The organism is Terrabacter sp. NPDC000476, from assembly GCF_040300125.1.
GTDB lineage: Bacteria > Actinomycetota > Actinomycetes > Actinomycetales > Dermatophilaceae > Terrabacter.
On sequence record NZ_JBEPDF010000001.1, the window covers coordinates 234,808 to 261,029 of the forward strand.

Annotated in this window: 23 protein-coding genes; 16 read left to right on the forward strand and 7 right to left on the reverse strand. The window is 72.4% G+C overall.

Features of this window, described 5'->3' with window-relative positions:
- The first annotated feature begins 813 nt into the window (after positions 1-813).
- Both ABT295_RS01050 and ABT295_RS01055 read left to right on the forward strand, forming a co-directional pair.
- Complete coding sequence (locus ABT295_RS01050; protein WP_352392571.1) at positions 814-2,631, forward strand: amino acid permease; 1,818 nt, start codon at positions 814-816, stop codon at positions 2,629-2,631.
- Between the two features lie 3 nt (positions 2,632-2,634).
- Positions 2,635-3,534, forward strand: coding sequence for a universal stress protein (locus ABT295_RS01055; RefSeq protein ID WP_352392572.1), 900 nt, complete (start codon positions 2,635-2,637; stop codon positions 3,532-3,534).
- Positions 3,535-3,549: 15 nt separating this feature from the next.
- Here the strand turns inward: ABT295_RS01055 and uvrA are convergent, their stop codons facing one another.
- Positions 3,550-6,039 carry an excinuclease ABC subunit UvrA gene (gene uvrA, locus ABT295_RS01060; RefSeq protein WP_352392573.1) on the reverse strand — a complete coding sequence of 830 codons (2,490 nt, stop codon included), beginning with the start codon at positions 6,037-6,039 and terminating at the stop codon, positions 3,550-3,552.
- Between the two features lie 9 nt (positions 6,040-6,048).
- Positions 6,049-6,813: an N-acetyltransferase gene (locus ABT295_RS01065; RefSeq protein WP_352392574.1), complete on the reverse strand. Its 765-nt coding sequence runs from the start codon at positions 6,811-6,813 to the stop codon at positions 6,049-6,051.
- 129 nt (positions 6,814-6,942) lie between these two features.
- Between ABT295_RS01065 and ABT295_RS01070 the strand changes: the two genes are divergently transcribed.
- Positions 6,943-8,496: a hemerythrin domain-containing protein gene (locus ABT295_RS01070; protein ID WP_352392575.1), complete on the forward strand. Its 1,554-nt coding sequence runs from the start codon at positions 6,943-6,945 to the stop codon at positions 8,494-8,496.
- Between the two features lie 69 nt (positions 8,497-8,565).
- Here the strand turns inward: ABT295_RS01070 and ABT295_RS01075 are convergent, their stop codons facing one another.
- Together ABT295_RS01075 and ABT295_RS01080 are read right to left on the reverse strand one after the other, a co-directional pair.
- Positions 8,566-9,189 carry a Clp protease N-terminal domain-containing protein gene (locus ABT295_RS01075; protein ID WP_352392576.1) on the reverse strand — a complete coding sequence of 208 codons (624 nt, stop codon included), beginning with the start codon at positions 9,187-9,189 and terminating at the stop codon, positions 8,566-8,568.
- A 3-nt stretch (positions 9,190-9,192) separates the two neighbouring features.
- Entirely contained in the window at positions 9,193-9,405 is a 213-nt protein-coding gene (locus ABT295_RS01080; RefSeq protein ID WP_352392577.1) for a helix-turn-helix domain-containing protein, read from the reverse strand.
- 141 nt (positions 9,406-9,546) lie between these two features.
- Between ABT295_RS01080 and ABT295_RS01085 the strand changes: the two genes are divergently transcribed.
- From ABT295_RS01085 to ABT295_RS01105, 5 genes are all read left to right on the forward strand, one after another.
- The gene (locus tag ABT295_RS01085; RefSeq protein ID WP_352392578.1) at positions 9,547-10,107 is read left to right on the forward strand and encodes an NYN domain-containing protein; all 561 of its coding nucleotides are present in this window, start codon (positions 9,547-9,549) and stop codon (positions 10,105-10,107) included.
- Between the two features lie 62 nt (positions 10,108-10,169).
- Entirely contained in the window at positions 10,170-10,784 is a 615-nt protein-coding gene (locus ABT295_RS01090; protein ID WP_352392579.1) for an SRPBCC family protein, read from the forward strand.
- The gene (locus tag ABT295_RS01095; protein WP_352392580.1) at positions 10,730-11,497 is read left to right on the forward strand and encodes a DinB family protein; all 768 of its coding nucleotides are present in this window, start codon (positions 10,730-10,732) and stop codon (positions 11,495-11,497) included. Before ABT295_RS01090 ends, ABT295_RS01095 begins: the two co-directional genes overlap by 55 nt.
- Before the next feature lie 169 nt (positions 11,498-11,666).
- Positions 11,667-12,665 carry a hypothetical protein gene (locus ABT295_RS01100; RefSeq protein WP_352392581.1) on the forward strand — a complete coding sequence of 333 codons (999 nt, stop codon included), beginning with the start codon at positions 11,667-11,669 and terminating at the stop codon, positions 12,663-12,665.
- Between the two features lie 212 nt (positions 12,666-12,877).
- Entirely contained in the window at positions 12,878-13,075 is a 198-nt protein-coding gene (locus tag ABT295_RS01105) for a hypothetical protein (RefSeq protein ID WP_352394670.1), read from the forward strand.
- A 25-nt stretch (positions 13,076-13,100) separates the two neighbouring features.
- On the opposite strand, the gene ABT295_RS01110 is transcribed toward ABT295_RS01105, so the two are convergent.
- Genes ABT295_RS01110 through ABT295_RS01120 form a run of 3 tightly spaced genes read right to left on the reverse strand, consistent with a single transcriptional unit; the run spans position 13,101 to position 17,994 of the window.
- A complete protein-coding gene (locus ABT295_RS01110; RefSeq protein ID WP_352392582.1) occupies positions 13,101-14,117 on the reverse strand; it encodes an alanine racemase in 1,017 nt (338 codons plus the stop codon).
- Positions 14,118-14,123: 6 nt separating this feature from the next.
- Complete coding sequence (locus tag ABT295_RS01115) at positions 14,124-15,242, reverse strand: lipid II:glycine glycyltransferase FemX (RefSeq protein WP_352392583.1); 1,119 nt, start codon at positions 15,240-15,242, stop codon at positions 14,124-14,126.
- Positions 15,243-15,300: 58 nt separating this feature from the next.
- On the reverse strand, positions 15,301-17,994 hold the full coding sequence (locus ABT295_RS01120; protein ID WP_352392584.1) for an MGH1-like glycoside hydrolase domain-containing protein: 2,694 nt from the start codon (positions 17,992-17,994) through the stop codon (positions 15,301-15,303).
- 82 nt (positions 17,995-18,076) lie between these two features.
- Here ABT295_RS01120 and ABT295_RS01125 point away from each other — a divergent pair, with 82 nt between their 5' ends.
- The 8 genes from ABT295_RS01125 (at position 18,077) to ABT295_RS01160 (ending at position 26,214) form a co-directional block, all read left to right on the forward strand.
- On the forward strand, positions 18,077-19,207 hold the full coding sequence (locus ABT295_RS01125) for a DNA polymerase III subunit beta family protein (RefSeq protein WP_352392585.1): 1,131 nt from the start codon (positions 18,077-18,079) through the stop codon (positions 19,205-19,207).
- On the forward strand, positions 19,204-19,524 hold the full coding sequence (locus ABT295_RS01130) for a hypothetical protein (RefSeq protein ID WP_352392586.1): 321 nt from the start codon (positions 19,204-19,206) through the stop codon (positions 19,522-19,524). Before ABT295_RS01125 ends, ABT295_RS01130 begins: the two co-directional genes overlap by 4 nt.
- A gap of 29 nt (positions 19,525-19,553) precedes the next feature.
- A complete protein-coding gene (locus ABT295_RS01135) occupies positions 19,554-21,152 on the forward strand; it encodes an ABC-F family ATP-binding cassette domain-containing protein (protein WP_352392587.1) in 1,599 nt (532 codons plus the stop codon).
- Between the two features lie 77 nt (positions 21,153-21,229).
- Entirely contained in the window at positions 21,230-21,979 is a 750-nt protein-coding gene (locus ABT295_RS01140) for a hypothetical protein (RefSeq protein WP_352392588.1), read from the forward strand.
- Positions 21,980-22,069: 90 nt separating this feature from the next.
- Positions 22,070-22,270, forward strand: coding sequence for a hypothetical protein (locus ABT295_RS01145; RefSeq protein WP_352392589.1), 201 nt, complete (start codon positions 22,070-22,072; stop codon positions 22,268-22,270).
- Between the two features lie 42 nt (positions 22,271-22,312).
- On the forward strand, positions 22,313-23,089 hold the full coding sequence (locus tag ABT295_RS01150; RefSeq protein WP_352392590.1) for an enoyl-CoA hydratase/isomerase family protein: 777 nt from the start codon (positions 22,313-22,315) through the stop codon (positions 23,087-23,089).
- A gap of 84 nt (positions 23,090-23,173) precedes the next feature.
- On the forward strand, positions 23,174-25,129 hold the full coding sequence (locus ABT295_RS01155; RefSeq protein ID WP_352392591.1) for an ABC transporter ATP-binding protein: 1,956 nt from the start codon (positions 23,174-23,176) through the stop codon (positions 25,127-25,129).
- 74 nt (positions 25,130-25,203) lie between these two features.
- Complete coding sequence (locus tag ABT295_RS01160; RefSeq protein WP_352392592.1) at positions 25,204-26,214, forward strand: GNAT family N-acetyltransferase; 1,011 nt, start codon at positions 25,204-25,206, stop codon at positions 26,212-26,214.
- The last annotated feature ends 8 nt before the right edge of the window (positions 26,215-26,222 follow it).

A 26,222-nucleotide genomic window follows, 5' to 3' on the forward strand; every position in this document is an offset into this window, starting at 1 on the left:
ACTACGTCGTCCGTCTTGCGGTGGCTCATGAAGGTGATGGCGAGCGTCCCTCCGGACGACACCGACTTGATCAACCTATACTCGAACCAGGGCGGCGCCGATCCGTTGTTGGTGGCGTGTGCACTGGATGCTCGGGATTGGGAAATGCAGCACCTTGATCCGCTTGAGTGGGTGATTGTCACCAGCGACAGGGCAGTCAGGGCAAGAGCCGACGAGTTTGATGTGCGGGTGCTCACGTTGGTGCAGTTCGCGGACCTGATTGATCGATCGGAGCCCACGTGCGCTCGGCAAAGCTCATAGCCACGGCTCGCCGACACCACCTTTAATATCCTCGGTAGAAAGTGGTCGCGACCCCAGTGTTTAGCCCAAGATGCCATGAGGTTGCACTCGCTGTTCCTCTGGTAGTTCCAGAGTGTTCGTTCGAACAAGATGCTGCAAGGTGACTGTTGCCAGCGACGTACTCGATCTACGCAGGGACGTGCCGCTGCTTCTGTTCCGACGACTGGACGTGCCTCTTAGTGGGCGGAGTGACGCAGGCAGATCGGCGCGAGGGCGAGCACCAGAACCTCGCGACGCTCCGCAGCCGCCGGTCCAGACGATCAGGCGCTTTGCGGTCTGCCGTCACTGCGTCGCAGCCGTCCGGTGCCCATCCTTGGCGCGCCGACGAGCCCCGTGGACAGGGGAGGGTGCCGCCGCTAGTTTCGGAGGATCGACGTGGGGGAGTTCATCCCCTTCGGGCCGATCGAGAGGGATGCGCCATGTCTCGTCGCGTGCTGACCCACCGCCAACCCATCCCAAGCCAGGAGGTCTGAGATGTCGGGCGCCGGTCCGGAGCTGAAGAAGACCCTCAACCAGCGCCAGCTGACCATGATCGCCATGGGTGGCGTCATCGGGGCCGGCCTGTTCGTCGGGTCGGGAACCGTCATCAAGGCCACCGGGCCGGGCGCGTTCCTCACCTACGCCCTCTGTGGCGTGCTCATCATCATGGTGATGCGGATGCTCGCCGAGATGGCGGTGGCCAACCCCTCGACCGGCTCGTTCGCCGACTACTCCCGCAAGGCGCTCGGCGACTGGGCGGGCTTCTCGGTCGGCTGGCTGTACTGGTACTTCTGGGTCATCGTCGTCGGGTTCGAGGCGGTGGCTGGCGCGAAGGTCATCAACTTCTGGCTACCGGGTGTGCCGACGTGGGTGCTGAGCCTCGTGCTCATGCTCCTCATGACCGGCACCAACCTCATCTCCGTGTCGTCGTTCGGCGAGTTCGAGTTCTGGTTCGCCGGCATCAAGGTCGGCGCGATCATCGTCTTCCTCGTCTGCGGCGGCCTCTTCGTCTTCGGCATCTGGCCCAACGCGAACCTCGACTTCAGCAACCTGACGGCCCAGGGCGGCTTCTTCCCGAACGGCGGACTCGCCGTCACCGCAGGCGTGGTCACCGTCATCTTCTCGATGGTCGGCGCCGAGATCGCGACCATCGCGGCCGCCGAGTCGAACGACCCCGAGCGCGCCGTGAGCAAGGCCGCCAACTCGGTCATCACGCGCATCGCGATCTTCTTCGTCGGCTCGATCTTCCTGCTCGCCGTCATCCTGCCGTGGAACTCCTCGACACTCGAGGCCTCGCCCTACGTCGCGGCCTTCCAGGAGATGGGGATCCCGTATGCCGACCACGTCATGAACGCGGTCGTGCTGACGGCCGTCCTCTCGTGCCTCAACTCCGGCCTCTACACCGCCTCGCGCATGCTCTTCGTCCTCGCCGCACGCCGTGAGGCACCCGCGGCGATGGTGTCGGTGAACTCGCGCGGCGTGCCCATGGTCGCGATCCTCGCGTCGTCGGTCGTCGGCTTCCTCGCCGTCATCATGGCGGCCGTCTCGCCCGACACCGTGTTCTCCTTCCTGCTCAACTCCTCCGGCGCGGTCATCCTCTTCGTCTACCTGCTCATCGCGATCTCGCAGATCATCCTGCGCCGCCGCGCCGACCCGTCGACGCTCAAGGTGAAGATGTGGCTCTTCCCGGCGCTCTCGGTCATCACGACGCTCGGCATCATCCTCGTGCTGGTCCAGATGGGCCTGACCGCCGACGTCCGCATCCAGCTCGTGCTGAGCCTCGTCTCCTTCGGCATCGTGCTGATCCTCTTCTTCGTCAACAAGGCCCGCATCGCACGCCTGCCCGCCCGCGCCGTGCCCGAGCACACCGGCGAGGCCCGTCGGGTGCTCGTCCTCGCCAACCAGACGCTCGAGTCCGACGAGCTCGTGGACGAGCTCAAGCGCATCGACGCCCAGGGCGCGGCCACCTACTACGTATGCGTGCCGGCCAGTCCCGTCGAGACCGGCACCGCCGCGACTCACGGGGCCGTCTCGGTCAAGGACGCGACCACCGAGGCCGCGCAGCGCCGGCTCGAGCGCACCCTCGAGCTGCTGAGTTCGCACCAGCTCGAGGCGACCGGCGCCGTGGGCGACCAGCGACCGCTGCGCGCCCTGCGTGCCGCGGTGCAGGAGTTCGACCCCGACCAGATCGTCATCGTGACGCTCCCTGCGGCGGAGTCGATCTGGCAGCGCTTCGAGGTGGTCGACCGCGCAGCCGAGCTCGGCCTCCCGGTGACCCACGTCGAGGCGGCCTCGCTCGTCGGCGCGGTGTGAGCCATGCCGATCGTCGTCGCCTACACGGCGGGGGACAGCGGCACCTCCGCGCTCGAGCTCGCGAGCGTGCTCTCCCGCTCGACCGGTGAGCCGCTCGTCGTCGCGGTGGTCGTCACCACCCCGCACGCCGCCGGCGCCCCGCAGTTCGTCGACGGCGACTACCTCGCGCCCCTGACGGAGTGGGCCAACACGGTGCTCGACACCGCCCGAGACCGTATGCCGTCCGGTGTCGCCGCGTCGTTCGAGGTGCACCGCGCGTCGTCCATCCCCGGTGGGCTGCTCGAGCTGGCCGCCCGCAGCAAGGCGTCCGCGCTCGTCATCGGCTCCTCGAGCAAGGGCCCGCTCGGGCGCATCTCGCTCGGCAGCGTCACCGACCGCCTCGTGCACTCCGCGCCGCTGCCCGTCGTCCTCGCGCCGCTCGGCTTCCGCGCCGGACCGTCCGCGCGGATCCGCCGGGTCAGCATCGGCTACGGCGGCTCCAAGGACGGCGGGCACGTCGCCGTCACCGGGGCGAGACTGGCCGAGTCGCTCGGCGCTGCCGTGCGCGTCGTCACCTTCGCGGTGCGGCCGCCCCGCCAGTTCTTCGGCGGCGTCGAGGAGTCGGCCGACGAGCTCGTCATCGACCGGTGGGTCACCCGGATGAAGGACGCGATCCTTCGCCAGGTCGGCGAGCTCGCCCCCGGCCGGCTCGCCGAGCGCCTGGCCCGCTCGCTCGTCGTCGGAGACGGCGTCTCGTGGGCGCACGCGATCTGGGACGTCGAGTGGGCCGACGGCGACCTGCTCGTCGTCGGGCCGAGCTCGTCGGCACCCGCCGCGCGGATCTTCCTCGGGTCACGCGCCTCGAAGATCGTCCGCTCGGCGCCCGTGCCGGTCTACCTCGTGCCGGCGCCCCGCCGTCACTGAGCCGTCACTGACCTGTCACTGAGCCGCAGCCCGCGCCTCCAGGCGTCGCGCGAGGTGCGGCGCGGTGACGCCGTCCTCGGCGGCCGCGACCTGCTCCGGAGTGCCCGCCGCGACGACGCGCCCACCCTGGTCGCCGCCACCGGGGCCGAGGTCGATGACCCAGTCGGCGCTGGCGATCGTGTCGAGGTGGTGCTCGACGAGCACGACGGTGTTGCCGGCGTCGACGAGGGCGTGCAGCTGGCCCAGCAGCAGCGCGACGTCGGCCGCGTGCAGCCCCGAGGTCGGCTCGTCGAGGAGGTAGAGCGCGTGCCCGCGACGCGCCCGCTGCAGCTCGGTCGCGAGCTTGATCCGCTGCGCCTCACCGCCGCTCAGCTCGGTCGCCGGCTGCCCGAGCCGCAGGTAGCCGAGCCCGACCTCGCGCAGCGTCACGAGGCTGCGCGCGGCGGCGGGCACGTCGGCGAGGAAGTCGGCCGCCTCGTCGACGGTGAGGCCCAGCACGTCCGCGATGCTCTTGCCGCCGTAGGTGATCTCGAGCGTCTCGGCGTTGTAGCGCGAGCCGTGGCAGGTCGGGCACGGCGCATACGTGCCGGGCAGGAAGAGCAGCTCGACCGACACGAAGCCCTCGCCCTGGCACGTCTCGCAGCGGCCCTCGGCCACGTTGAAGGAGAACCGCCCCGGCCCGTAACCGCGCTCACGCGCCGCGGGCGTGCCGGCATACAGCTTGCGCACCGCGTCGAAGAGTCCCGTGTACGTCGCGAGGTTGGAGCGCGGCGTGCGTCCGATCGGGCGCTGGTCGACGCGCACGAGGCGGTCGAACGACTCGAGGCCCGTCGCGTCGTCGACGTCGATCTCGAGCTCGGTCTCGTCGGCGTCGTCAGGCGCCTGGCCGAGGTGGCGGCGCACGAGCTCGGCGAGCACCTGCGTGACGAGCGTCGACTTGCCCGACCCGCTGACGCCGGTGACGGCGGTGAGGACGCACAGCGGCACGTCGACCGAGAGGCCGTCGAGGTTGTGGCGGGTCACCCCGCGCAGGTGCAGCCAGCCCTGCGGCGTGCGGCCGTGCGGCTGCATTACCTCGGCGCGGCCGAAGAGGTGCGCGCCCGTCACCGACTCCGCCACCTGCTCTAGGCCGTCGACCGGCCCGGAGTAGAGCACCCGGCCGCCCTGCTCGCCGGCGCCCGGGCCGATGTCGACGACCCAGTCGGCGCGGCGCACGATGTCGAGGTCGTGCTCGACGACGAAGAGCGAGTTGCCCGAGCGCTTGAGGGCGTCGAGGACGTCGAGCAGCGGCTCGGCGTCGGCCGGGTGCAGCCCCGCCGACGGCTCGTCGAGCACGTAGACGACGCCGAAGAGCCCGGAGCGCAGCTGCGTCGCGATGCGCAGCCGCTGGGCCTCGCCGGGGGAGAGGGTCGTCGACCGGCGCCCCAGCGAGAGGTAGCCGAGCCCGAGGTCGAGCAGGACGGCGATGCGCTCGACGAGGTCGGCGCTGAGGCGCACCGCCACCTCGGTGGCCTCGCCCGAGCTGGCCGACGACGTCGCCGCCCCGGCCTCGGTGAGCTCGGCGACCGGCCGCAGGTGCTCCGAGAGGTCGGTGAACGACAGCGCGTTCGCCTCGGCGATGCTCAGGCCGCGGAAGGTCACGGTGAGCGCGTCGGCGCGCAGGCCCGTGCCGCCGCACGCCGGGCACCGCGCGCCGCGGACGAAGCGGAGCGCCTTGTCGCGCATCATCTGGCTCTTCGTGTCGGCGAGCGTGTGTCGGATGTGCTTGCGGGCGCTCCAGAAGGTGCCGTAGTAGTCGCGTCCCGTCGAGTCGTCGGCCTCGCCCTTGCGGTCGATGAGCACCCGCGGCTGCTCGTCGGTGTAGAGCAGCCAGTCGCGGTCCTTCTTCGGCAGGTCGCGCCACGGCACGTCGATGTCGATGCCGACCGTCCGCGTCACCCGCACGAGGTTCTTGCCCTGCCAGGCGCCCGGCCAGGCCGCGATGGCGCCTTCACGCACGGTCAGCGACGGGTCGGGCACGAGCAGGTCCTCGGCCACGTCGTGTGCCTCGCCGAGGCCGTGGCACTCCGGGCACGCGCCGGCGGCGGTGTTGGGGGAGAAGGCCTCCGCCTCGAGGCGATCCATGCCCTCGGGGTAGCGGCCGGCGCGGGAGTAGAGCATCCGCAGCAGGTTCGACAGCGTCGTCAGGGTGCCGACCGTGGAGCGCGAGCTCGGCGCGCCGCGGCGCTGCTGCAGCGCCACCGCGGGCGGCAGGCCGGTGACCTCCTGGACGTGCGGGGCGCCGACCTGCTGGAGCAGGCGGCGGGCGTACGGCGCGACCGACTCGAAGTAGCGGCGCTGCGCCTCGGCGTAGAGCGTGCCGAAGGCGAGCGAGGACTTGCCCGACCCCGAGACGCCGGTGAAGGCGACCATGGCGTCGCGCGGCAGGTCGACGTCGACCGTCTTGAGGTTGTGCTCCGCGGCTCCGCGGACGTGGACGAAGTGGTCGATGGGGTCGCTGTGCACCCCTCCTGTCTAGTCGCTCCGGGCCCCGCGGGCACCATCGGCCCCCGTGGGGTGCACGACCCAGACGTTCGGCTCGACGTAGACGGCGACGCCGTGCTCGGCGTCGCAGTGCACCGGGGTGAGCGCGCGCGGCACGACGACCGGCCCGGTGCGGTCGAACGGCAGCCCGGTCCACTCGCGCCACTCCTCGAGGGTGCCGGGCACGACCATCGAGCGCGGCGCCACCGCGTGGATGCGTCCGCCCGCCCGCACGTGCACCCTCAGCCACGGGTCGACGGGCAGTCCGTCGTCACGGACGCGGACGGCATACGTGCTCATCGGCTCCGCGGCGTCGGTCTTGCCGTTGGGGCGCACGGGCGCGACGAGCGTGGCGAACCCGAGCCGGGCGGCGTTCTCGCGCATGGCCGCCAGCATCTGCCCGGAGAGGCCGCGCCCCTGGTGGTCGAGCCGGACGGCGATCTCCACGGCGGACACCGTGTCGGGCTCGCCGCCCTGGACACTGGTGGACAGCCCGTTGCGGATGACGAAGTCCCAGCCGTTGCCGGGCAGCTCGTCGTCGCCGAGCACGAAGGGGATCGAGTGGGCGACCGCGACGACCTCGCCCGCGTCGTCCTGCCCGACGAGGGCGAACTCGGCGAAGCGGCTCTCGACGTTGCCGTAGTAGAGCCCGCCGATCGGGTCGTGGCGCATGAACTCCGGCCACGAGCTGGGCATCGCCCACATGAGCTCGGCGAGGTCCGGGCGGTCGGCGAGGCGCGAGATCGTGAGCTGCACCCCGCCATGGTGCCCGCCCGGCCGGGCTGTGGTCATGGGCTTTTCGCCGACGCCCTCCTTGGCCCTCGGGCGGAGGAGCGGTGACCTTCGGCCCTGACCGGCGTCGCGCGACTCGGCGAGAGTGAGGGCATGGCGGAGGAACGTGGGCCGGCGTCGGTCGACCTCTACTGGCTGCCGCTCGGGGCGGGCGGGAGCGTCGTTCGCTGGAGCGGACGCCTCTACGAGTCGTGGGCGGCGTGGCGCGAGCACCGTGACCGGGCGGCCCTGTTCCACGCCGGCCTGATGCTGCTGCTGGACGACACGGCATACGCCGTCGAGATGGGCCCGGTGTGGAACGTCGCCGAGCCCGACCGGGGCGTGCTCCTCGAGGGACCGGTCGGCACGCGGTGGCTCGGGCACTTCCGTGCCTTCCGCTACGAGGTGCGGTGCTGGCCGGGAGGCCGCATCCCCGACCTCGCCGAGGCGGTGGCGAGCCCGCTGCGCACGACCGACGAGGCGGCCACCGTCGCGGCCGTGCTGGACGTGCTCCCACAGCTGCCGGCGCTGACGTGGGGGAGGGACGAGCTGGGCGCCGGCGAGATGTGGAACTCCAACTCGGCGATCGCCTGGGCGCTCGCGTGCACCGGCCACGACATGGACGCCATCCGGCCGCCCCGAGGCGGTCGGGCGCCCGGGTGGTCGGCCGGACTCGTGCTGGCCGGCCACCGCGGGAGGGACCCGGCTCACGACGGCGCCGGGACGGCCCTCACGTCTCGCGCTTCTCGAGGCGCGTCGAGCCGGTCCAGCCGCGCTCGGCGAGGAGCGCCCGCAGCCGCGGCACGACGGGGTGGGCGGCCTCGGCAAAGGCGTCCACCAGACCGCGATCTGGTGGTAGTGCCGGACGGCGCGGACGGTCACCCCTGCGTATGCCGCCAGCCGTCCGATCGTCGGCACGGGCCCGGCCTGCCCCATGGCACGGCCGCCGGGCGTCGGACGATCCCAGCCGTCGCGAGTACGCGGATTCCGGCCCGGTCCGCAGGTGCGGGCGCCTACCGTTTCGTCATGACAGGGACCATGACGATGAACCGTGTGATCCACGCGGCGGTGCGTCGCGACCTCGGTCGCCTCGCGTCCGCCCTTGCCGCCGCCCCGGACGGCGACCGGGCTCGTGCCCGGCAGCTCGGGGTGGCCTACGCCCACCTGCACGACCAGCTCAAGCACCACCACGAGGGCGAGGACACCCACGTCTTTCCGTTCCTCGCCCGGGTCGAGGGCGCGGGTGAGCTGGTCGAGGTGATGGAGTCGGAGCACGAGGCCATGGCGGGTGCGCTCGCCGACGTGCACGCGGCGATGGACACCTACGTCTCGACCGGGTCGGCCGGCGACGCGCGCGCCGCCAAGGACGCCGTGGAGCGTGCGGACGTCGTGGTCGAGCGGCACCTGAGTCACGAGGAGGACGACCTGGAGCCGTTGCTGCTGCCACACCTGAGGACGCCCGAGTGGAAGGTGGTCGAGAAGCAGCTGCGACCCCCGTCGCTCGCCGGGTCAGGGCGGTTCATGGCCTGGGTGCAGGACGGCATGCCCGAGCCGGAACGGGCCTACCTCCGCTCGGCCATCCCGGCGCCGGTGACCTTCCTGCTCAGCCGGATCGCCGGTCGCAGCTACCACCGGGACGTCGCTCCCGTCTGGCGGTCCGCGACCTAGGACGCGGGGTCTGCGCCCGGTTCGATGTGTTGCACGGTCATGGGTGACCGTGGAACACATCGAACCGGGTCACGCGGTGCGGCGGCCGTGGCTCTCGAGGTCGGCCCGCACCGCCTGGCGGTCCACACCGAGATGGCGCACCAGCAGGCCGAGCGCCTCGTCGTCGACGCGCAGCAGCCCGAGCGCGATGTGCTCCGTGCGGATCTCGCGTGCACCGCTGCGCACGGCCTCGCGCAGCGCGAGCTCGAGCACCTTCCTGGCGCCGCGGCCGAACCGGATGTGGCCGCCGCGGCCGAACCGCCCGCGGGAGGTCTGCTCGTCGCGATCCCGTTGCGCTGCAACGGTGCCGGCGCCCTGGTCGGCGTCCGGCGACGGCTCGTCGAGCGCACCCTCGCCGAACTGCCGCTCGACGGCGCTGCGGATCGCGTCGAGGTCGATGCCGAGGGAGCGCAGCGCGGCGGCGTCGTCGTCGCCCAGCGGGGTGGGCCGGGCCGGTGGTGCGATGCCCAGCCCATCGGCGACGGCATCCGTGGTGATCCCGTGGCGGGCGAGGAGGTCGCGCACCCCGCTGCCCTCCTGGGTGAGCGCGAGGAGGAGGTGGACGGGGCGCACCTCGTCGGCGCCGGTGTCGCGGCAGACCTCCTGGGTCGAGACCACGGCGGCGCGGGCGTCGCGGGTGAAGCGTTCGAACACGGTCTACCTCCGGGCGTGCTTGCGGTGGACGGTCTGCTTGGTGACGCCGAGGGCGTCGGCGATCTCCTGCCACGACCAGCCCTTCGCCCGCGCGTTGCGCACGTGCAGGGTCTCGAGCTGTGCGAGCAGGCGACCCAGCGCGGCGACAGCCCGCAGCCCGACCGTGGGGTCGGTGCTGTCGAGGTCGCCCGCGAGGTCGGTGGCGTTTCGCTCCATGCGTGTCAGCGTATGCTGACGGCGCGGGGTCGTCAACACATGCTGACGACGACGGGTTGTGCGCTGACAACGGGCGTGACGGCATGCGGGACCGGGACTCGGGGGAGGACCCGAAGCGGTCGTGGCCGTAGGCTCCCGGTCATGGGTGAAGCATCGCGCGTGACGTACGTCCTCATCGACGGGGAGAACATCGATGCCACCCTCGGCACCTCGATCCTCGGCCGGCGCCCCCGGCCCGAGGAGCGCCCCCGGTGGGAACGCCTGCTGCAGTTCTCCCAGGAGCTCTGGCGCCAGCCCGCCGTCGGGCTCTTCTTCCTCGCCGCCAACAACGAACTGCCGATGCCCTTCGTCCAGGCGCTCATGGCGATCGGCTACCGACCGGTGCCGCTCTCGGGCGCCCCGGGGGAGAAGGTCGTCGACATCGCCATCCAGCGAACGCTCGTCGAGATCCGCGAGCGCGAGGCGGACGTGCTCCTCGTCAGCAACGACGGTGACTTCGTCGAGCAGGTCGGCGACCTCCTCGACGGCCGGCGGGTGGGCGTCGTCGGGTTCCAGGAGTTCCGCAGCAACTCGTTCCTCGAGCTGACGACCCAGGGCCTGGCCACCTTCGACCTCGAGTACGACGTGCAGGCGTTCCGGGAGTCGCTGCCGCGCATCCGGGTCATCGCCATCGACGACTTCGACCCGGCCGACTTCCTCTAGACGGCGAAGGGGAGGAAACGCCCTCTCGGCATGCCACCGTGTCGGCGTGTCACAGTGTCGGCATGGCACTCATGGCGAGGCTCGAGAAGCGCTGGGAGGCGCGTCGCTCCGGTGTGGAACCGATCAGCTGCGAGGTCTCGACCATGGTCGCTGCCCCACGCGACCGGGTCTGGGCCTTCCTCGTGCACCCGCGGAGCGCGCAGCTGCTCGACCCGGCGGTCGTCAACGCCTTCCGCGTGCCCGGCACGCCCGTGGCTGCCGTCGGCGAGCAGCACTGCACCGTGCTGCGCCGGGGTGACGTCCTCGCGGCGCACCTCACCGAGGTCGTCGCCATCGACGCGCCACGGTCGGTCGCGTTCCGGTCCCTCACCGTTCCGGGCGGGTTCCTCGCCGGCTACGTGCTCGAAGACGTCCACGGCGGGTGCCGGCTGACGTACCGCGTCGAGGGGCACGTGGCCGCCCGGGAGCCGGGCTGCTGCCGAGAGGTCGGCCCGGTCGAACGCGACGGACTCCCTGACGATGCTCCGAGCCGTCGTGGAGAGCGGCGCGGTCCTGCCCCCGGCGCAGTGACGGCGTCGCCTACGCTGGCCGCAGGGTTCGGCGAGCACGACGAGGAGGCGCCATGGCCCGCTTCACACCGTCCGACGACCTGCAGGGCGCGGAGTTCGTCGACGTGAGCCTGCGCGGGTCGCGGTTCGTCGGCGCCGACCTGAGCGGTGTCGTCATGCGCGGCGTCGAGGTCGGCGGGCTCGAGGTCGACGCGCCGTGGCTCTTCGACGGCGACCGGCCGCTGACGGTCAACGGCGTCGACGTGCGGCCGTTCGTCGACGCCGAGCTCGACCGCCGGTTCCCCGGCCGCTCCGAGCGCCGGGCTGCCGACCCCGTCGCCCTGCGTCACGCCTGGGCGGCGCTGGAGCGCGCCTGGGCGCACCTGCTGGAGCGCGCGGCAGCCCTGCCCGGCGGCACGGTCGACGTGTCGGTCGACGGCGAGTGGACCGTGGCCCAGACCCTGCGCCACCTCGTGCTCGCCACCGACCTGTGGCTCGGCCAGGCCGTCCTCGGGCTCGAGCAGCCCTTCCACCCCCTCGGGCTCCGCGACACGCCTCGCGAGGGGGACGCGACCACGCTTGCGCTACAGGCGGTTTCGACGGTCGCGTTCGACGAGGTGCTCGAGGCGCGCGCCTCGCGCGTCGCACTGGTCCGCGACGTCCTCGCCACCGCGACGCCCGAGCTGCTGGCCGAGACCCGGGCCAACCCGCACGACGACTCGTTCCCCGAGACGGTGCTCTCGTGCCTGCACACGATCCTCGAGGAGGAGTGGGAGCACCTGCGCTACGTCGTGCGCGACCTCGACGCGATCGAGGCCGGTCGCCGCTCGCCGACGACGTGAGCGTCCGACGCCGTATGCCGGGTGGTGCGGTCGGTCTCGCGCGCGCCACACGCCCTGAGGGCCGGCCGGTAGAAATCGCGAGTTGCGCGAATCTTGCGGAAACGCTGCGCAAAACCAGCGGAAACCGGACAATTTTGCATGTCCTCGCCACCCCCTCGGGAGTCAGCACATGCGCCTTCGCACCCGTAGCGCCCGTTCGCGCCGCTACCGCCTCGCCGGTCTCGCGACGGCCCTCGCCGCCGTCACGGTCGCGGGCCTCGTCCTCGCTCCGGGCGCCTCTGCCGCATCCAAGCCGACCACCAAGCCAGGCACGAAGGCATCGAGCACGACCTCGACCAAGACCACGACCGGGCCGGCAACCGTGACGGTGACGACGGCCTCCGCCCCCGACTCGCGGGCGCTGTGGGTCTGGGACACGAGCACACCCGTCGAGACCGTCGACCTCGCCGTCAGCGCCGGCATCGACCAGCTCTTCGTCGCCGTGCCGCCGAATGTCACGACCTCGAGCCAGCTGCCGAACCTGCGCACCCTCTCCGAGCGGGCCCGGGCCGCCGGCATCCGCGTCGACGCGCTCGGTGGCGACCCCGGCTGGGTCGACAACGCGAGCTGGGTCGTCACGTACTGGCTCAAGCCGGCGAGGGCCACGGGGCTCTTCACCGGCATCCACGTCGACGTCGAGCCCTACACGACGCCCGCGTGGACGACGAGCCAGTCCACCGTCGTGACGAAGTACCTGAAGCTGCTCGACACGCTCAAGGCGAATGCCGGCAGCGCACCCATCGAGGCCGACATCCCGTTCTGGTTCAACGGGATTCCCGCGAAGACGAGCGCGGGGGCCGCCTCGAGCCTCGACCGCGAGATCATGCGGCGCACGGCCGGCGTGACGGTCATGGCCTACCGCAACACCGCCGCGGGCGCCGACGGCACCCTGGCGCTGGCCGCCCCCGCCCTCACGGCCGGCGCCGCCCTCGGCAAGCCCGTGCGCATCGGGCAGGAGACGACGTATCTCGGTGACACGGCCGTCGACACCAAGCAGACCTTCTTCGGCTGGACCCGCACCGCGATGGAGGGCCAGCTCACGCAGGTGACGGCCGGGGCCGCGTCGCAGGCGTCCTTCGCGGGGCTGGCGATCCACAGCGCCGCCGGCTATGCCGCGATGGCTCCCTGACCACCGGCGCGTCTCGACCGCCGCCGGGTCGTTGCCGCCGGGTCGTTACTGCCGGGTCGTTGCCGCCGGGTCGTTGCCTTCGCGTGGGACGTCGAGGGCGAGGTGTTGCGCGGCCGGATTCGTGGGTACGCCCGTCAGTGCACGTGTCCTGACCCAAGCGCTGCCCTTCCCTCGACGGGCACGGGTGGCCACCACGAGCGGGAGTGAGCGCCATGCAGATCGACAAGCAGCAGGTCGTGGAGTTCCTGCGCAACCGCGGTGACCAGCAGCAGGCCGAGCAGGCCGACGGGGAGCTGCCCGACCAGGTCGACACCGACCAGCACGCCGACGTGCTGGGCAAGTTCGGCATCGACCCGCAGGAGCTACTCAGCGGCGGCCTCGGCGGCATGAAGGGCAAGCTCGGTCTCTGAGACGTGGGCCCGGCGACCGTGGGGCTCAGTCGACGACGACGGCGTCCGGTGAGGTCGTCGTGAGGCGCATGCGCACCGGCACCTCGTCTCCGACGCGCGGTGGGGTGACGCCCTCCGGGAGCACGAGCAGGCTGCACTGCATGTGCGGCGGCTCGGCGAAGCGCGGCGTCGTGCCCGACACCGTGAACGGCGAGCGCACCCGGTGGGCCGCCTCGAGCACGCCCTCCGTCACCGCGATCGCGCGCGAGCGCAGGGTGGCCGCCGACGAGGGGCTCTCCATGGCGACGCCGTGGCAGGTGCCGCCGCTGACAACCACGAGGTGGCCACCGGCGACCGGGCGCTGGCGGTAGCCGACCCGGGTGCCCTTGGCGACGGGCCGGACGTCGAGCACGTCGGCCCGCACCTCGTAGGACCCCTTGTCGGCGTACCAGAGGTCCGTGCCGATGCGCGGGCGGAAGGTGTGGTCGGGGAATCGCTCTGCCAGCGTGGACACCTCACGGGCGGAGACGTGCGAGACGAACCACGTCTGCACCCTCGGGACGGCGGCGATGAAGCGCGCGATCTCCTCGACGTGCCCCGTGCCGAGCGGCAGGTGGAGCGTCACGCCGACGGCGTCGGCCGCCACCGCGAGGTCGCCGACCTCGCCGACCGGCGCACCGAAGCGGTTCATCGAGGTCAGGCCCTCCACGACGACCCGGGCCTCGGCCAGCACGCTGCGCAGGCTCTCCACGTCCGTGGCGGTCGTCACCGTGTGCACGAGCCGGGTGTCCAGCAGGTCGGGCAGCCCGGCATGGATCGCTGCGCGGTAGGGCTCCATGACGAGCACGTCACAGCCGAACGCGGCGAGGGCCTCGGGCACCTCGGCGTACGTGCCGACGGCGATCGTCGGCACGCCGAGCCGCGAGGCCTCGGCGCAGAGCAGGTCGCGGCCGAAGCCGTAGCCGTTGCCCTTGATGACGGGCACGATGCCGGGGCGCTCGGCGACGACCCGGTCGAGACCGGCTCGCCAGCGCTCACCGTCGACGTGGAGGACGAACGACACGATCGGTCACCGCCGCTTCATGTAGAGGTCGAAGGCCTTGTAGAGCACGCGGTTCAGGGGGAGGTCCCACTCGCCGGCGAGCCGCACGGCCTCGCCGCCCGTGCCGACCTTGAAGCGGATCAGCCCGATGTGCGGGTTCGCCTCGTCGACGGTGTTGGTGATGCCGCGCAGGTCGTAGACCGAGGCGCCAGCCGCGATCGAGTCCTGGATCATGCGCCACTGGATCGCCGTCGAGCCTTGCAGCTCGCGCTTGGCCGAGGTCGAGGCGCCGTAGGAGTACCAGGCGTGCTCGCCGACGCGGATGAAGACCGTCGCGGCGAGGACGTCGCCCTCGTGCTCGGCGAGGTAGACGCGGATCCGCTCAGGGTCCTCGGCCGACAGGGCGGCATACATCTGCTCGAAGTAGGCGAGGCCGCGTGGCGTGAAGCGGTCGCGCTCGGCCGTCTCGACGTAGGTGCGGTGGAACGCGGGCAGGTCGGAGGCGTCGCCGACGCGCACGGTGACGCCGTTCTTCGCCGTCTTCTTGATGTTGCGCCGCCACAGCTGGTTCATGCCGGCGAGGACGTCGGCCTCCGTTCGGCCCGCGAGCGGCACCTGGAAGACGAACTCGGGCTGCCCTGCGGCGAAGCCGTCGTCGGGGCTGAGGTGCCTGAAGCCGAGGCGCCGCAGCTGCGCGACGACGGCCGTGCCGACCGGCTCGACGACGTCGGGCGTCGCCTCGTCGTAGCGTCGCACGGCCGGGTCGGCGATGGCGGCCTTGATCGTCGCCGTGCCCCAGCGGTGCGTGGCGACCGGCGGTCCGAGGCGCAGGGCGAACGCGCCCTTGGCCTTGAGGTGGTCGCGCAGCGCGCGCAGCAGCTCGACGAGGCGCGGCGACGACCAGTCGATGCACGGACCCTCGGGCACGTAGGCGAGCGACCGCCTCACCCGGGGCAGCGAGCGGTGGAGCACGAGCGCGGCGCCGATCATCGTGCCGTCCTCGAACCAGCCGACCGACTCGGCGCGCCACTCCTTCTTGACGTCGGCCCACGCCGGCGTCTGGAGGAAGCTCGCCGACGGCTGGGCGCGCAGCCACGCGAGGTGCTCGGCGGCGCTGATGTCACGGACGGAGATGGGCGAGGTCACGCTGGCTCACGCTACCGGAGGGCGCCCGGCTCGCCGACTCGCCTCGCGCAGCCCCGGCTCAGGCCCAGCCCATCGTGCGCGGGTCCGGCGGGAGCCGCGGGTTGAGCAGGTGGGCGACGAGCGCGGTCCACCCGGTCTGGTGCGTGGCGCCGAGGCCCTCGCCGGTGTCGCCGTCGAAGAACTCCGAGAACGTCGGGTGCGCCGACCACAGCGGGTCGGGGGAGGACTCGATGCGCTTGCCGTCGGAGGGGCGGCGGCCGTCGACCGGGCGGAAGAGCGCGGTGAGCCCACCGTCGACGACGTCGGCCGCCTCGTCGAGCGTGCACCAGTTGCCCGAGCCCGTGGGCACCTCGATGCGGAAGCCGTCGCCGAAGAAGCGCCCGTACGTGCGCAGCTTGTCGGCGAGCAGCACGTTCGTCGGGAACCACACGGGCCCACGCCAGTTCGAGTTGCCGCCGAACATGCCCGTGCGCGACTCGCCCGGCTCGTACTCGATCGACACCGTCTCGTCGCCCAGCGTCGCCGTCACGGCCTGGCGCGTCGCGGCCGACAGCGACCGGATGCCGTAGGGGGAGAGGAACTCCTCGGTGTCGAACATCCGCTCGAGGATGCGCCGCAGCCGTTTCGGCGGCACGAGGGTCAGCAGCATCTTGCCGTCCTCGCGCGCCAGCATCGGCTTGACGAGCTCGGGTCGGCGCTCCTGCAGCCAGTGGAAGCGGCTCGTGACGTCGGGGCACTCGTCGACGACCCACGACGGGATCTCGGTCGCGCCGAGGATCGGCAGCAGCCCGACCATCGAGCGCACCCGCATGTGCGGCGCGCGGCCGTCCGGCTGCACGAGCACGTCGTAGTAGAAGCCGTCCTCCTCGTGCCAGAGGCTCTTGTCGCTCGAGCCGAAGTGCCGCATCGCCTGCGCGATGGAGAGGAAGTGCTCGAGGAACTTCGTCGCGACGTCGTCCCAGGCCTTGTCGGTGCGGGCCAGCTCGAGCGCGATCTTCAGCATCTGCTGGCAGTAGAAGGCCATCCAGCTCGTCGCGTCGCTCTGCTCGAGCCGGAACCCGGGTGGCAGCGGCGCGGAGCGGTTGAACAGGCCGATGTTGTCCATCCCGAGGAACCCGCCCTCGAAGAGGTTGCTGCCGTTGGCGTCCTTGCGGTTGACCCACCACGCGAAGTTGAGCAGCAGCTTGGTGAAGACGCGCACGAGGAACTCGCGGTCGCGGTAGCCGTCGATGCGGTAGACGTGCCAGGCCGCCCACGCGTGCACGGGCGGGTTGACGTCGCCGAACTCCCACTCGTATGCCGGCAGCTGGCCGTTCGGGTGCATGGCCCACTCGCGGCACATGAGGAGCAGCTGCTCCTTGGCGAACTCCGGGTCGACGTGCGCGAGCGGGATCGTGTGGAACGCCAGGTCCCACGCCGCGAACCACGGGTACTCCCACTCGTCGGGCATCGAGATGACGTCGGCGAGGGCGAGGTGCTTCCAGTGCTCGTTGCGGCCCTTCTTGCGGCTCTCGGAGACCGCCGGGCCGACCGGGTCGCCCTCGACCCACTGGCGCACGTCGTAGCGGTAGAGCTGCTTGCCCCAGAGCAGGCCGGCATACGCCCTCCGCGCGACGTGCCGGTCCTCCTCGTCGAGCGAGGCGTCGATGACGTGGCCGTAGAACTCGTCGGCCTCCTCGCGCCGCGCGCCGAGCACCTCCTCGAACGGCTCGCCGAACCAGTCGAGGGTCGGGTCGCCCGTCGCGAGGCGCAGGTCGACGGTCACGGTCTCGCCGGGCCCGACGGAGTCGAAGCGGTACCAGAACGAGCACTTGCTGCCGTAGCCGCCGGGGTTGACGGCGTGCCGACGGCCGTGCACGACGCGCTGGTTGATCGAGTCCTTCGGGTAGAGCGACTGGTTGGCCAGGGCCTGCTCGCCGAAGAGGTGCTTCGCGTTGGTCTCGTTGTCGCAGAAGAGGGTCGTCGGCGTCCCGGAGGCGGCGAGGACGTAGCGCCCGAGGAAGCCGTGCGTCACCTCGGCGGCCCGGTAGCCGCGGGGAGGCCTGCCGTTGCGGCGGATCTCGCGCAGCTCGGTGACGCGGTCGTCCACGCCCCAGCCCCACGTGTTGCGCAGCCAGATCGTCGGCAGCAGGTGCAGGGGCGCGGTCTCCGGTCCGTGGTTCGTCGCCGAGATGCGGATGCACATGTCGTCGGGCCCGGCCTTGGCATACGTCATCGTCACGTCGAAGAACTCGTGGTCGTCGAGGATGCCGGTGTCGCCGAGCTCGAACTCCCGCTCGTCACGGGTGCGCTCGCGGTTCTCGCGGCGCAGCTGCTCGTAGGGGAACTCGGCCTGCGGGTAGCGGTAGAGCCACTGCATCCACGAGTGCGTCGGCGTGCCGTCGAGGGCCCACCAGTACTCCTTGGCGTCCTCGCCGTGGTTGCCCTCCTCGTTGGTCAGGCCGAAGAGGCGCTCCTTGAGGATGGGGTCCTTGCCGTTCCACAGCGCCACCGAGAAGTTGAGGAAGCCGAAGCGGTCGCTGATGCCGCCGAGGCCGTCCTCGCCCCAGCGGTAGGCGCGCGAGACCGCCTGGTCGAAGGGGAACTCCGACCACGCGTTGCCGCCGGCCGAGTAGTCCTCGCGCACCGTGCCCCACTGCCGGCCGGAGAGGTAGGGGCCCCAGAGGCGCCACGGGGCGTCGTGACCGGGGGAGTCGACGAGCCGCGCGTGCTCCGCGCTGAGTGGCTCGCCGTGGGGGAGGGGGCTGTTCATGGCCCCCATGGTGGGGCATCGATGTGTCCACGTCGTTACGGGTCTTGACCTTCGACCCGGTCGAGGGCCCAGTCTTGCGCCCATGCCCGCCGTCCCGAGCCCCCACGACGACTTCCCTCCCGACCGCCTCCTGACGATCGGCGAGGTCGCCCGACGCAGCGGCCTGACCGCGAGCGCGCTGCGCTTCTACGACCGTGAGGGGGTCCTCGTCCCCGCCGACGTCGACCCGTTCACCGGCTACCGCAGGTATGCCGTCGGCCAGGTCCGCGCCGCCCGTCTCCTCGCGTCGCTGCGGCGGGTCGGGATGCCGCTCGCCGAGGTGGCGCTCGTGCTCGACGAGGACGCGCGGGGTGCGTCGGGGGCGGCGGCCGACGTCGTGCAGGCGCACGAGCAGCGCCTCGTCGACGGGCTGGCGGACGCCCGCCGCGAGATCGGGCGCACCCTGGCCCTCCTCGCCGAGCACGCCCTCGGCGACCCGCGGGCCTGCCGCGTCGTGGTCGGTGCGACCGACCTCCGCGCCGCCCTGACGTCGGTCCGCTTCGCCGTGGCGCCGGGGGAACCGTCGGCGGGGGCCGGGGACGGCGTCGACCTCCGCGTCCTGACCGGCGTCCTGGTCGAGGTGTGCGGCGACGAGGTGCGGTGCGTCGCGACCGACCGCTACCGCCTCGCCGTGGGGTGGGCCCCGGTCGTCGGAGCCCCCGCCGCCTCCGCGGACGAGCCCGTGGCCGCAGTGGTGCGGCTGGGCTGGGCCGAGCGGGTCGCCGACGCGTGCGCCACGGCCGGGCCGGATGCCGAGGTCGTGCTCGAGGTGCGCCCGGGGCACGTCGGCGCGCTCGTCGCCGGTGAGCTCGTCGCCACCCCGGCGCTGCCGGGGGCCTTCCCGGACTACCGGGCGATCGTCGCGACAGACCCGTCGCAGCGCCCGGTCGACGCGACCGGGCTGCAGGGCCGGCTGCCCGTCGAGCGCGAGACGGTCGGCCTCGTCGTGCGCGACGGCGCGGTCCGGGTGGCGGGCGGGCCGGGGGCGTCCGCCGACGGTGACGCCGGTGCCGCCGTGCACGTCGACCCGGAGTTCCTCCACGAGGCGCTCGCCGTGGCGGGGGAGCGGCCCACCCTCGTGCTCGACGGACCCCACCGACCGCTCGCGATCCGTGGCGAGAGCGCCGGCTTCTCGGTGCTCATGCCGGTCGCCGCCGACGCCGGGCACCGGTGAGCGTCCTCGTCCACCGGTGCCTCGGCTGCGGGCACCAGCAGGCGTGGCACGAGCGCGGCAACGGCGGCTACACGCCGTGCCGGTGCTGCCGGGCCGGCACGTGCGACCCGGACCCGGCACCCACCCTGCTGCCGACGTGGACCTCGCCCGGCGGCATACGCGAGCCGTTGTGGGCGCCCGGCACCCGGCGCAACGTCGGCACCATGCACGCGTCGACGACGTGCGGCTGTGACGGCTGCCACGAGGCGGCCGCACGCCTGACGCGTCGAGAGCACCCCTCCGCGGCTCCTAGACTGGTGGGGTTGTCCGGCCGCTGACGTAGTGCGGCACCGATAGGAGGAATGCCGTGATCGTCGCCACCGGGATCGAGCTGCGTGCGGGAGCGCGCCTGCTCGTCGAGGACGCCAGCTTCCGCATCGACTCCGGCGACCGCATCGGCCTCGTCGGCCGCAACGGCGCCGGCAAGACCACGCTGACGAAGGTGCTCGCGGGTGAGGGCCAGCCCGCCGCCGGCACCGTGACGCGCACCGGCGCCGTCGGCTACCTGCCCCAGGACCCGCGCACCGGCGACCTCGAGATGCTCGCCCGCGACCGCATCCTCTCCGCGCGCGGCCTCGACGACATCATGCGTCGCCGCGCCGAGACCGAGGTGCGCATGGGCAGCGACGACGAGGCGGTGCGCGACAAGGCGATGCGCAAGTACTCGCGCCTCGAGGTCGAGTTCGAGGCCCAGGGCGGCTACGCCGCCGAGTCCGAGGCCGCCTCGATCGCGAGCGCGCTCGGCCTCGACGAGCGCATCCTCGGCCAACCGCTCGGCACGCTCTCGGGCGGCCAGCGCCGTCGCGTCGAGCTCTCGCGGATCCTCTTCTCCGGCAACGAGACCCTGCTGCTCGACGAGCCGACCAACCACCTCGACGCCGACTCGATCACCTGGCTGAGGGAGTACCTCCGCGCCTACAAGGGCGGGCTCATCATCATCAGCCACGACGCCGAGATGCTCGACGCCGTCGTGAACAAGGTCTACCACCTCGACGCGAACCGCTCGGCGCTCGACGTCTACAACGTCAACTGGAAGACCTACCTCCAGGCGCGCGAGACGGACGAGAAGCGCCGTCGCCGTGAGCTGCAGAACGCGCAGAAGAAGGCCGGCGCGCTGCTCGCGCAGGCCGACAAGATGCGCGCCAAGGCCACCAAGGCGACCGCCGCGCAGAACATGGCCAAGCGCGCCGAGCGCCTGCTCGCCGGCGTCGAGGGCGAGCGCGTGCAGGACAAGGTGGCCAAGCTGCGCTTCCCGAAGCCGGCGGCGTGCGGCAAGACGCCGCTGCGCGCCTCTGGCCTGTCGCGCACCTACGGCTCGCTCGAGGTCTTCACCGACGTCGACCTCGCCATCGACCGCGGCAGCCGCGTCGTCGTGCTCGGCCTCAACGGCGCCGGCAAGACGACCCTGCTGCGGATGCTCGCCGGCGTCGACACCCCCGACACGGGCGAGGTGGAGCCCGGCCACGGCCTGCGCCTCGGCTACTACGCGCAGGAGCACGAGAACCTCGACGTGTCCCGCACCGTGCTCGAGAACATGAAGTCGGCGGCCCCGGAGCTCGGCGAGACCGACGTGCGCAAGGTGCTCGGCTCGTTCCTCTTCTCCGGCGACGACGTGCAGAAGCCGGCCGGCGTGCTCTCCGGTGGGGAGAAGACGCGCCTGTCGCTCGCCATGCTCGTCGTCAGCTCGGCCAACGTGCTGCTGCTCGACGAGCCGACGAACAACCTCGACCCCGCCTCGCGCGAGGAGATCCTCGGCGCGCTCAAGACGTACGAGGGCGCCGTCGTGCTCGTCACGCACGACGAGGGCGCCGTCGACGCGCTGGAGCCCGAGCGCATCCTGCTGCTGCCCGACGGCGTCGAGGACCTCTGGGGTCCCGACTACATGGACCTCATCTCGCTCGCCTGACACGCCGCCGACACGCCGCTGACACGCCGCTGGCGCGCCCGCCGCGTCGTGTCGCCCGGCGCCGCTAGCGTGACGGCATGGTCCCCGACAGGCGTGGCGCCGGAGGCGGGCCGGGCGCCGTGGGCGGCCGGCGCCGCCGACGCCGCGAGTCGCGCTCGAGCGCGGGGGAAAACCGCCTGTGGCCGGCCCTCGCCGTGCTCGTCGCCGCGCTGACGTATGCCGTGCTGCCCGAGAGCCTGCTCGTCGGCCCACGTCTCGCGATCCCGGCCGTCGAGCTCGCGCTGCTCGCCGCGCTGCTGGTGACGAACCCCCGCCGGATGATCCGCCAGACCCGTTGGTCGCGCGCCGTCTCGATCGTGCTCGCCTGCGTCGTCATCGGGACGAACCTCGTCGCCCTCGGCATGCTCGTGCGCAGCCTGACGTCCGGCGATCCCGGGGGCCTGCCGCTCCTGGTCGCCGGGATGCAGGTGTGGCTCACGAACGTCATCGGCTTCGGCCTGCTCTTCTGGGAGGTCGACCGGGGCGGTCCGGTCGCCCGGCACACGGTCGCGCGGGACCGGCTGCCGCCGGCGGACTGGCGCTTCTCGCAGGACGAGAACCAGGACACCGTCACCGAGGTCGCCGCCAGCTCGAGCGTCCGCAGCAACTGGCGGCCGGAGCTCGTCGACTACCTCTACGTCTCGCTGACGAACTCGAGCGCCTTCAGCCCGACCGACACCATGCCGCTCACCCCGCGCGCCAAGGCCTTGATGGGCCTCGAGGCCACGGCGGCCCTGCTCACCTCGCTCCTCGTCGTCGCCCGGGCGATCGGCGCGCTCGGTCAGTGACGTCGAGGGGCTGGCATGCATAAGCGAATGCTCTGGCTCGCATAATGGACGGTTATTGTATCATGGGGCCCCGCCCCGACACTGGGTGTCATGCCGACCGACCACCACCTGCGCTGCCCGTTCTGCTCGGGCGACGACGTGACGCCGTTCCCCGACCCGACCTCCGCGTGGTCGTGCCTGGGCTGCATGCGCGTCTTCCGCGTCGAGCTCGTGCAGCCGGCAGCGGTGAGCGGCTGGGGCGTGCTGCAGGTCGTCGGCGTGAACCGCGCCGTCGGGGTCGCCGCGGCCTGACGGCTCCCGGGCAGGGCGCCGACCCACGGGTAGCCTGCGGGCATGACGCATCCGCACCTCGCCGTGGAGACCGACGGGCCCGTCCGCACGCTCACCCTCGACCACCCGGAGAAGCGCAACGCGCAGACGCCGTCGCTGTGGGCGGCGCTCGCGCAGGAGGCGCGGTCGGTGCCCGACGACGTGCGCGTCGTCGTGCTGCGCGGTGCCGGCGAGGCGTTCTCCGCCGGCATCGACACCGCGATGTTCACGCCCGAGGGCGTGCCCGGCGAGGAGAGCATCGCGGCGCTCGCGGCCGGTGGCGCCGAGGGGATCCAGCGCGGCATCGCCGCCTACCAGGAGGGCTTCACGGCATGGGCCGAGTGCCCGGCGGTCGTCGTCGCGCAGGTGCACGGCTACGCGATCGGTGCCGGCTTCCAGCTCGCGCTCGCGGCCGACCTGCGCATCGCGGCGCTCGACGCGTGGTTCGCCATGCGCGAGACGAGCCTCGGACTCGTGCCCGACCTCGGCGGCACGGGGCCGCTCGTGCACCTCGTCGGCTACGCGCGGGCCCTCGAGATCTGCGCCACCGGCCGCCGGATCACCGCGCCCGAGGCTCACGGCATCGGGCTCGTCGGCTCGCTCGCACCCGCGGCGGACCTCGAGGAGGCCACCGAGTCGCTCGTCGACGCGCTGCTGGCCGCCCCCGCCCCGGCGCTGCGGGCGCTCAAGCCGCTGCTGCGCGGGGCGATGCAGGGTGACGGCCGCGAGGCGCAGCTGGTCCGGGAGCGGGAGGCCCAGACGGGTCTGCTGCAGGGCCTGCTCGGCGGGGCGGACGCCTGAACGACCTTCCATCGGATGGCCGGGGAATCGCTGTCGGTGCCTCGCGGTTGGATGAAGGGACGCAAGGAGGTCTGAGCAGTGGGCATGCAGCCGTGGATGGCGATGCGATCGATGTCGCGTGACTCGTCGGTGACCGAGCGGAGCCTCTCGCCGGGCACCCGCCGCCGCGTGCTCACGTATGCCGGCCCCTACCGTCGGGCGATCATCGCCTTCCTCGCGGTCGTGGTGCTCGACTCGGTGCTCGTCGTCACCGTCCCGCTCCTGCTCAAGAGCCTCGTCGACGATGGCGTCATCCCGCAGGACTCCTCGGTCGTCGTGCGGCTCGCGCTCGTCGTGGCGGGCATCGCGGTGCTCGACGCCGTGCTCACCGTCATCTCGCGGTGGTACTCCTCGCGCATCGGCGAGGGCCTCATCAACGACCTGCGCACCCAGGTCTTCGGGCACGTGCTGCGCCAGCCGATCGCCTTCTTCACCCGCGCGCAGACGGGGTCGCTCGTCTCGCGCCTCAACAACGACGTCGTCGGCGCCCAGCAGGCCTTCACGTCGGTGCTCTCCAACGTCGTCAGCAACATCGTCTCGGTCGTGCTCGTCGTCGGCGCCATGCTCGCGCTCTCGTGGCAGCTGACGCTCGGCTCGCTGCTGCTCGTGCCGCTCTTCCTCATCCCCGCCAAGCTCATGGGCCGACGGCTCGCCAGCCTGTCGCACCGCCAGATGAACCTCAACGCCGACATGGGCACCCGCATGACGGAGCGCTTCAACGTCGCCGGGGCGCTGCTCGTCAAGCTCTTCGGCACCCCGGAGCGCGAGGAGGCCGAGTACGGCGACCGCGCCGGCCGCGTGCGCGACATCGGCATCCAGATCGCGCTCAACCGCACGATCTTCATGGCGGCGCTGACGCTCGTGGCGGCCCTCGCCACGGCGATGGTCTACGGCTTCGGCGGCCTGATGGCCGTCAGCGGCACCCTCTCGGTCGGCACGCTGCTCGCGCTCGCCGCGCTGCTGGGCCGGCTCTACGGTCCGCTGACCTCGCTCTCCAACGTCCGCGTCGACATCATGACCGCGCTCATCTCGTTCGAGCGCGTCTTCGAGGTGCTCGACCTCGAGCCGCTCGTCAAGGAGAGCCCGAGCGCCGTGGCCCTGCCCGCCGGGCCGCTCGGGGTGGAGCTCGACCACGTCGGCTTCCGCTACCCGTCCGCCGACGAGGTGTCGCTCGCCTCCCTCGAGTCGGTCGCCTCCGGTGACCGCCGGGGGAGCGGGTCGGTGCTCCACGACATCACCGTGTCGGCCCCGGCCGGCCACCTCGTCGCGCTCGTCGGGCCGTCCGGGGCGGGCAAGACGACGCTCACCTCGCTCGTCTCGCGGCTCTACGACCCGAGCGAGGGCGTCGTGCGCGTCGGCGGGGTCGACCTGCGCGACGTGACGATGGGCTCGCTGCGTGAGCGCGTCGGCGTCGTGACGCAGGAGGCGCACCTCTTCCACGACACGATCCGCGCGAACCTGCTCTACGCCCGGGCCGACGCCACCGACGAGCAGATCCACGCCGCCCTGCGCGCCGCGCAGATCAGCGACCTCGTCGACGAGCTGCCCGAGGGCCTCGACACCGTCGTCGGCGACCGCGGCCACCGGTTGAGCGGCGGCGAGAAGCAGCGCCTCGCCATCGCCCGGCTGCTGCTCAAGGCGCCCGACGTCGTCGTGCTCGACGAGGCGACCGCCCACCTCGACTCCGAGTCGGAGGTCGCGGTGCAGCGCGCGCTCGACGCCGCGCTCGAGGGGCGCACCTCGATCGTCATCGCCCACCGACTCTCGACGATCCGCCAGGCCGACCTCATCGTCGTGCTCGACCACGGCCGCGTCGTCGAGACGGGCCGGCACGCGGAGCTGCTCGCCGCCGGTGGCCTCTACGCCGACCTGCACGCGACGCAGTTCGACGACCAGGCCGTCGAGCGGGCCGAGCACGGGGCGGACGGTGGTGTCACGGACCCCTACGCCTCGGACCCAGACGCGTCGGATGACGTGCCCGAGGCCGTGGCGCGTGTCTGACCCACCCGCGGGCCCGGTGCCGGGCGGCGTGAATCCGGTTGCGCCGCGGGCGGCACCTCGGATCGGATGGGGCGGTGCTGACGACCCGACGCCTGACGCCCGACGACCCGCTCCTGCGTGACTGGCACGAGGCCGTGCGTGACGCCCACCTCGCCGACCGCGAACCGGCCTGGTGGGAGTCGTGGGAGGCGACGCGGACCTACCTGGCGCGCCCGGCCGACCGGACGGCATACGTCGTCGTGGCGGCGCTCGACGGCGACGTCGTCGTCGGCGGTGCGGAGGTGTCGCTCCCTCTCGTCGACGACACCGACACGCTGTCGGTGGTGCTCGGGGTGCTGCCGGAGCACCGGCGGCGCGGGGCCGGTGACCTGCTCGCCGCCGAGGTGCGGGCCGTCGCGCGCGAGCACGGTCGCAGCATCGCGCAGACCGAGGTCTACGTGCCGGACGGGGTGGCCTTCGAGGACTGGTGCGGCGGAGCCTTCGCGCAGCGGCACGGGCTGGGCAGCCTCAGCGCCGAGGACCGGCTGCTCGTCGACCTGCCCTACGACCCGGACCGGCTCGAGCGGCTCACCGAGGCCGCGCGGGTGCCCGAGGGCTACCGCGTCGTCTCGTTCACGGGTCCGTGCCCGGACGACCTCGCGCCCGAGTGGGCGCGGATGCGCACGCAGATGAACGAGGACGTGCCGACGGGGGAGCTGACGCGCACGGCATCGGTCGTCGACGTCGAGCGCATCCGCACCTCCGACGTGCGGATGGCCGAGCAGGGCTGGACGAAGGTGCGGTCGGTCGTGCTGACCGCAGCCAGGGACGGCGCGGGCTACACCGAGCTGTTCGTCTCGGCGCACGACCCCGACTTCGTGCTGCAGGACGACACCCTCGTCGACCGGGCGCACCGGGGGCAGGGTCTGGGTGCGGCGCTCAAGGCGGCCAACCTGCGCCAGCTCGCGTCGCTGGGCGAGCGGGCGGCCGGGCGGCGATGGCTCCAGACGCACACCGAGCAGGGCAACGTCGCCATGCAGCGCACGAACGAGCGCTTCGGCTTCCGCCGTGTCGACGTGCTGCACGAGTGCGAGGGCGAGCTCTGAGCGCCGCG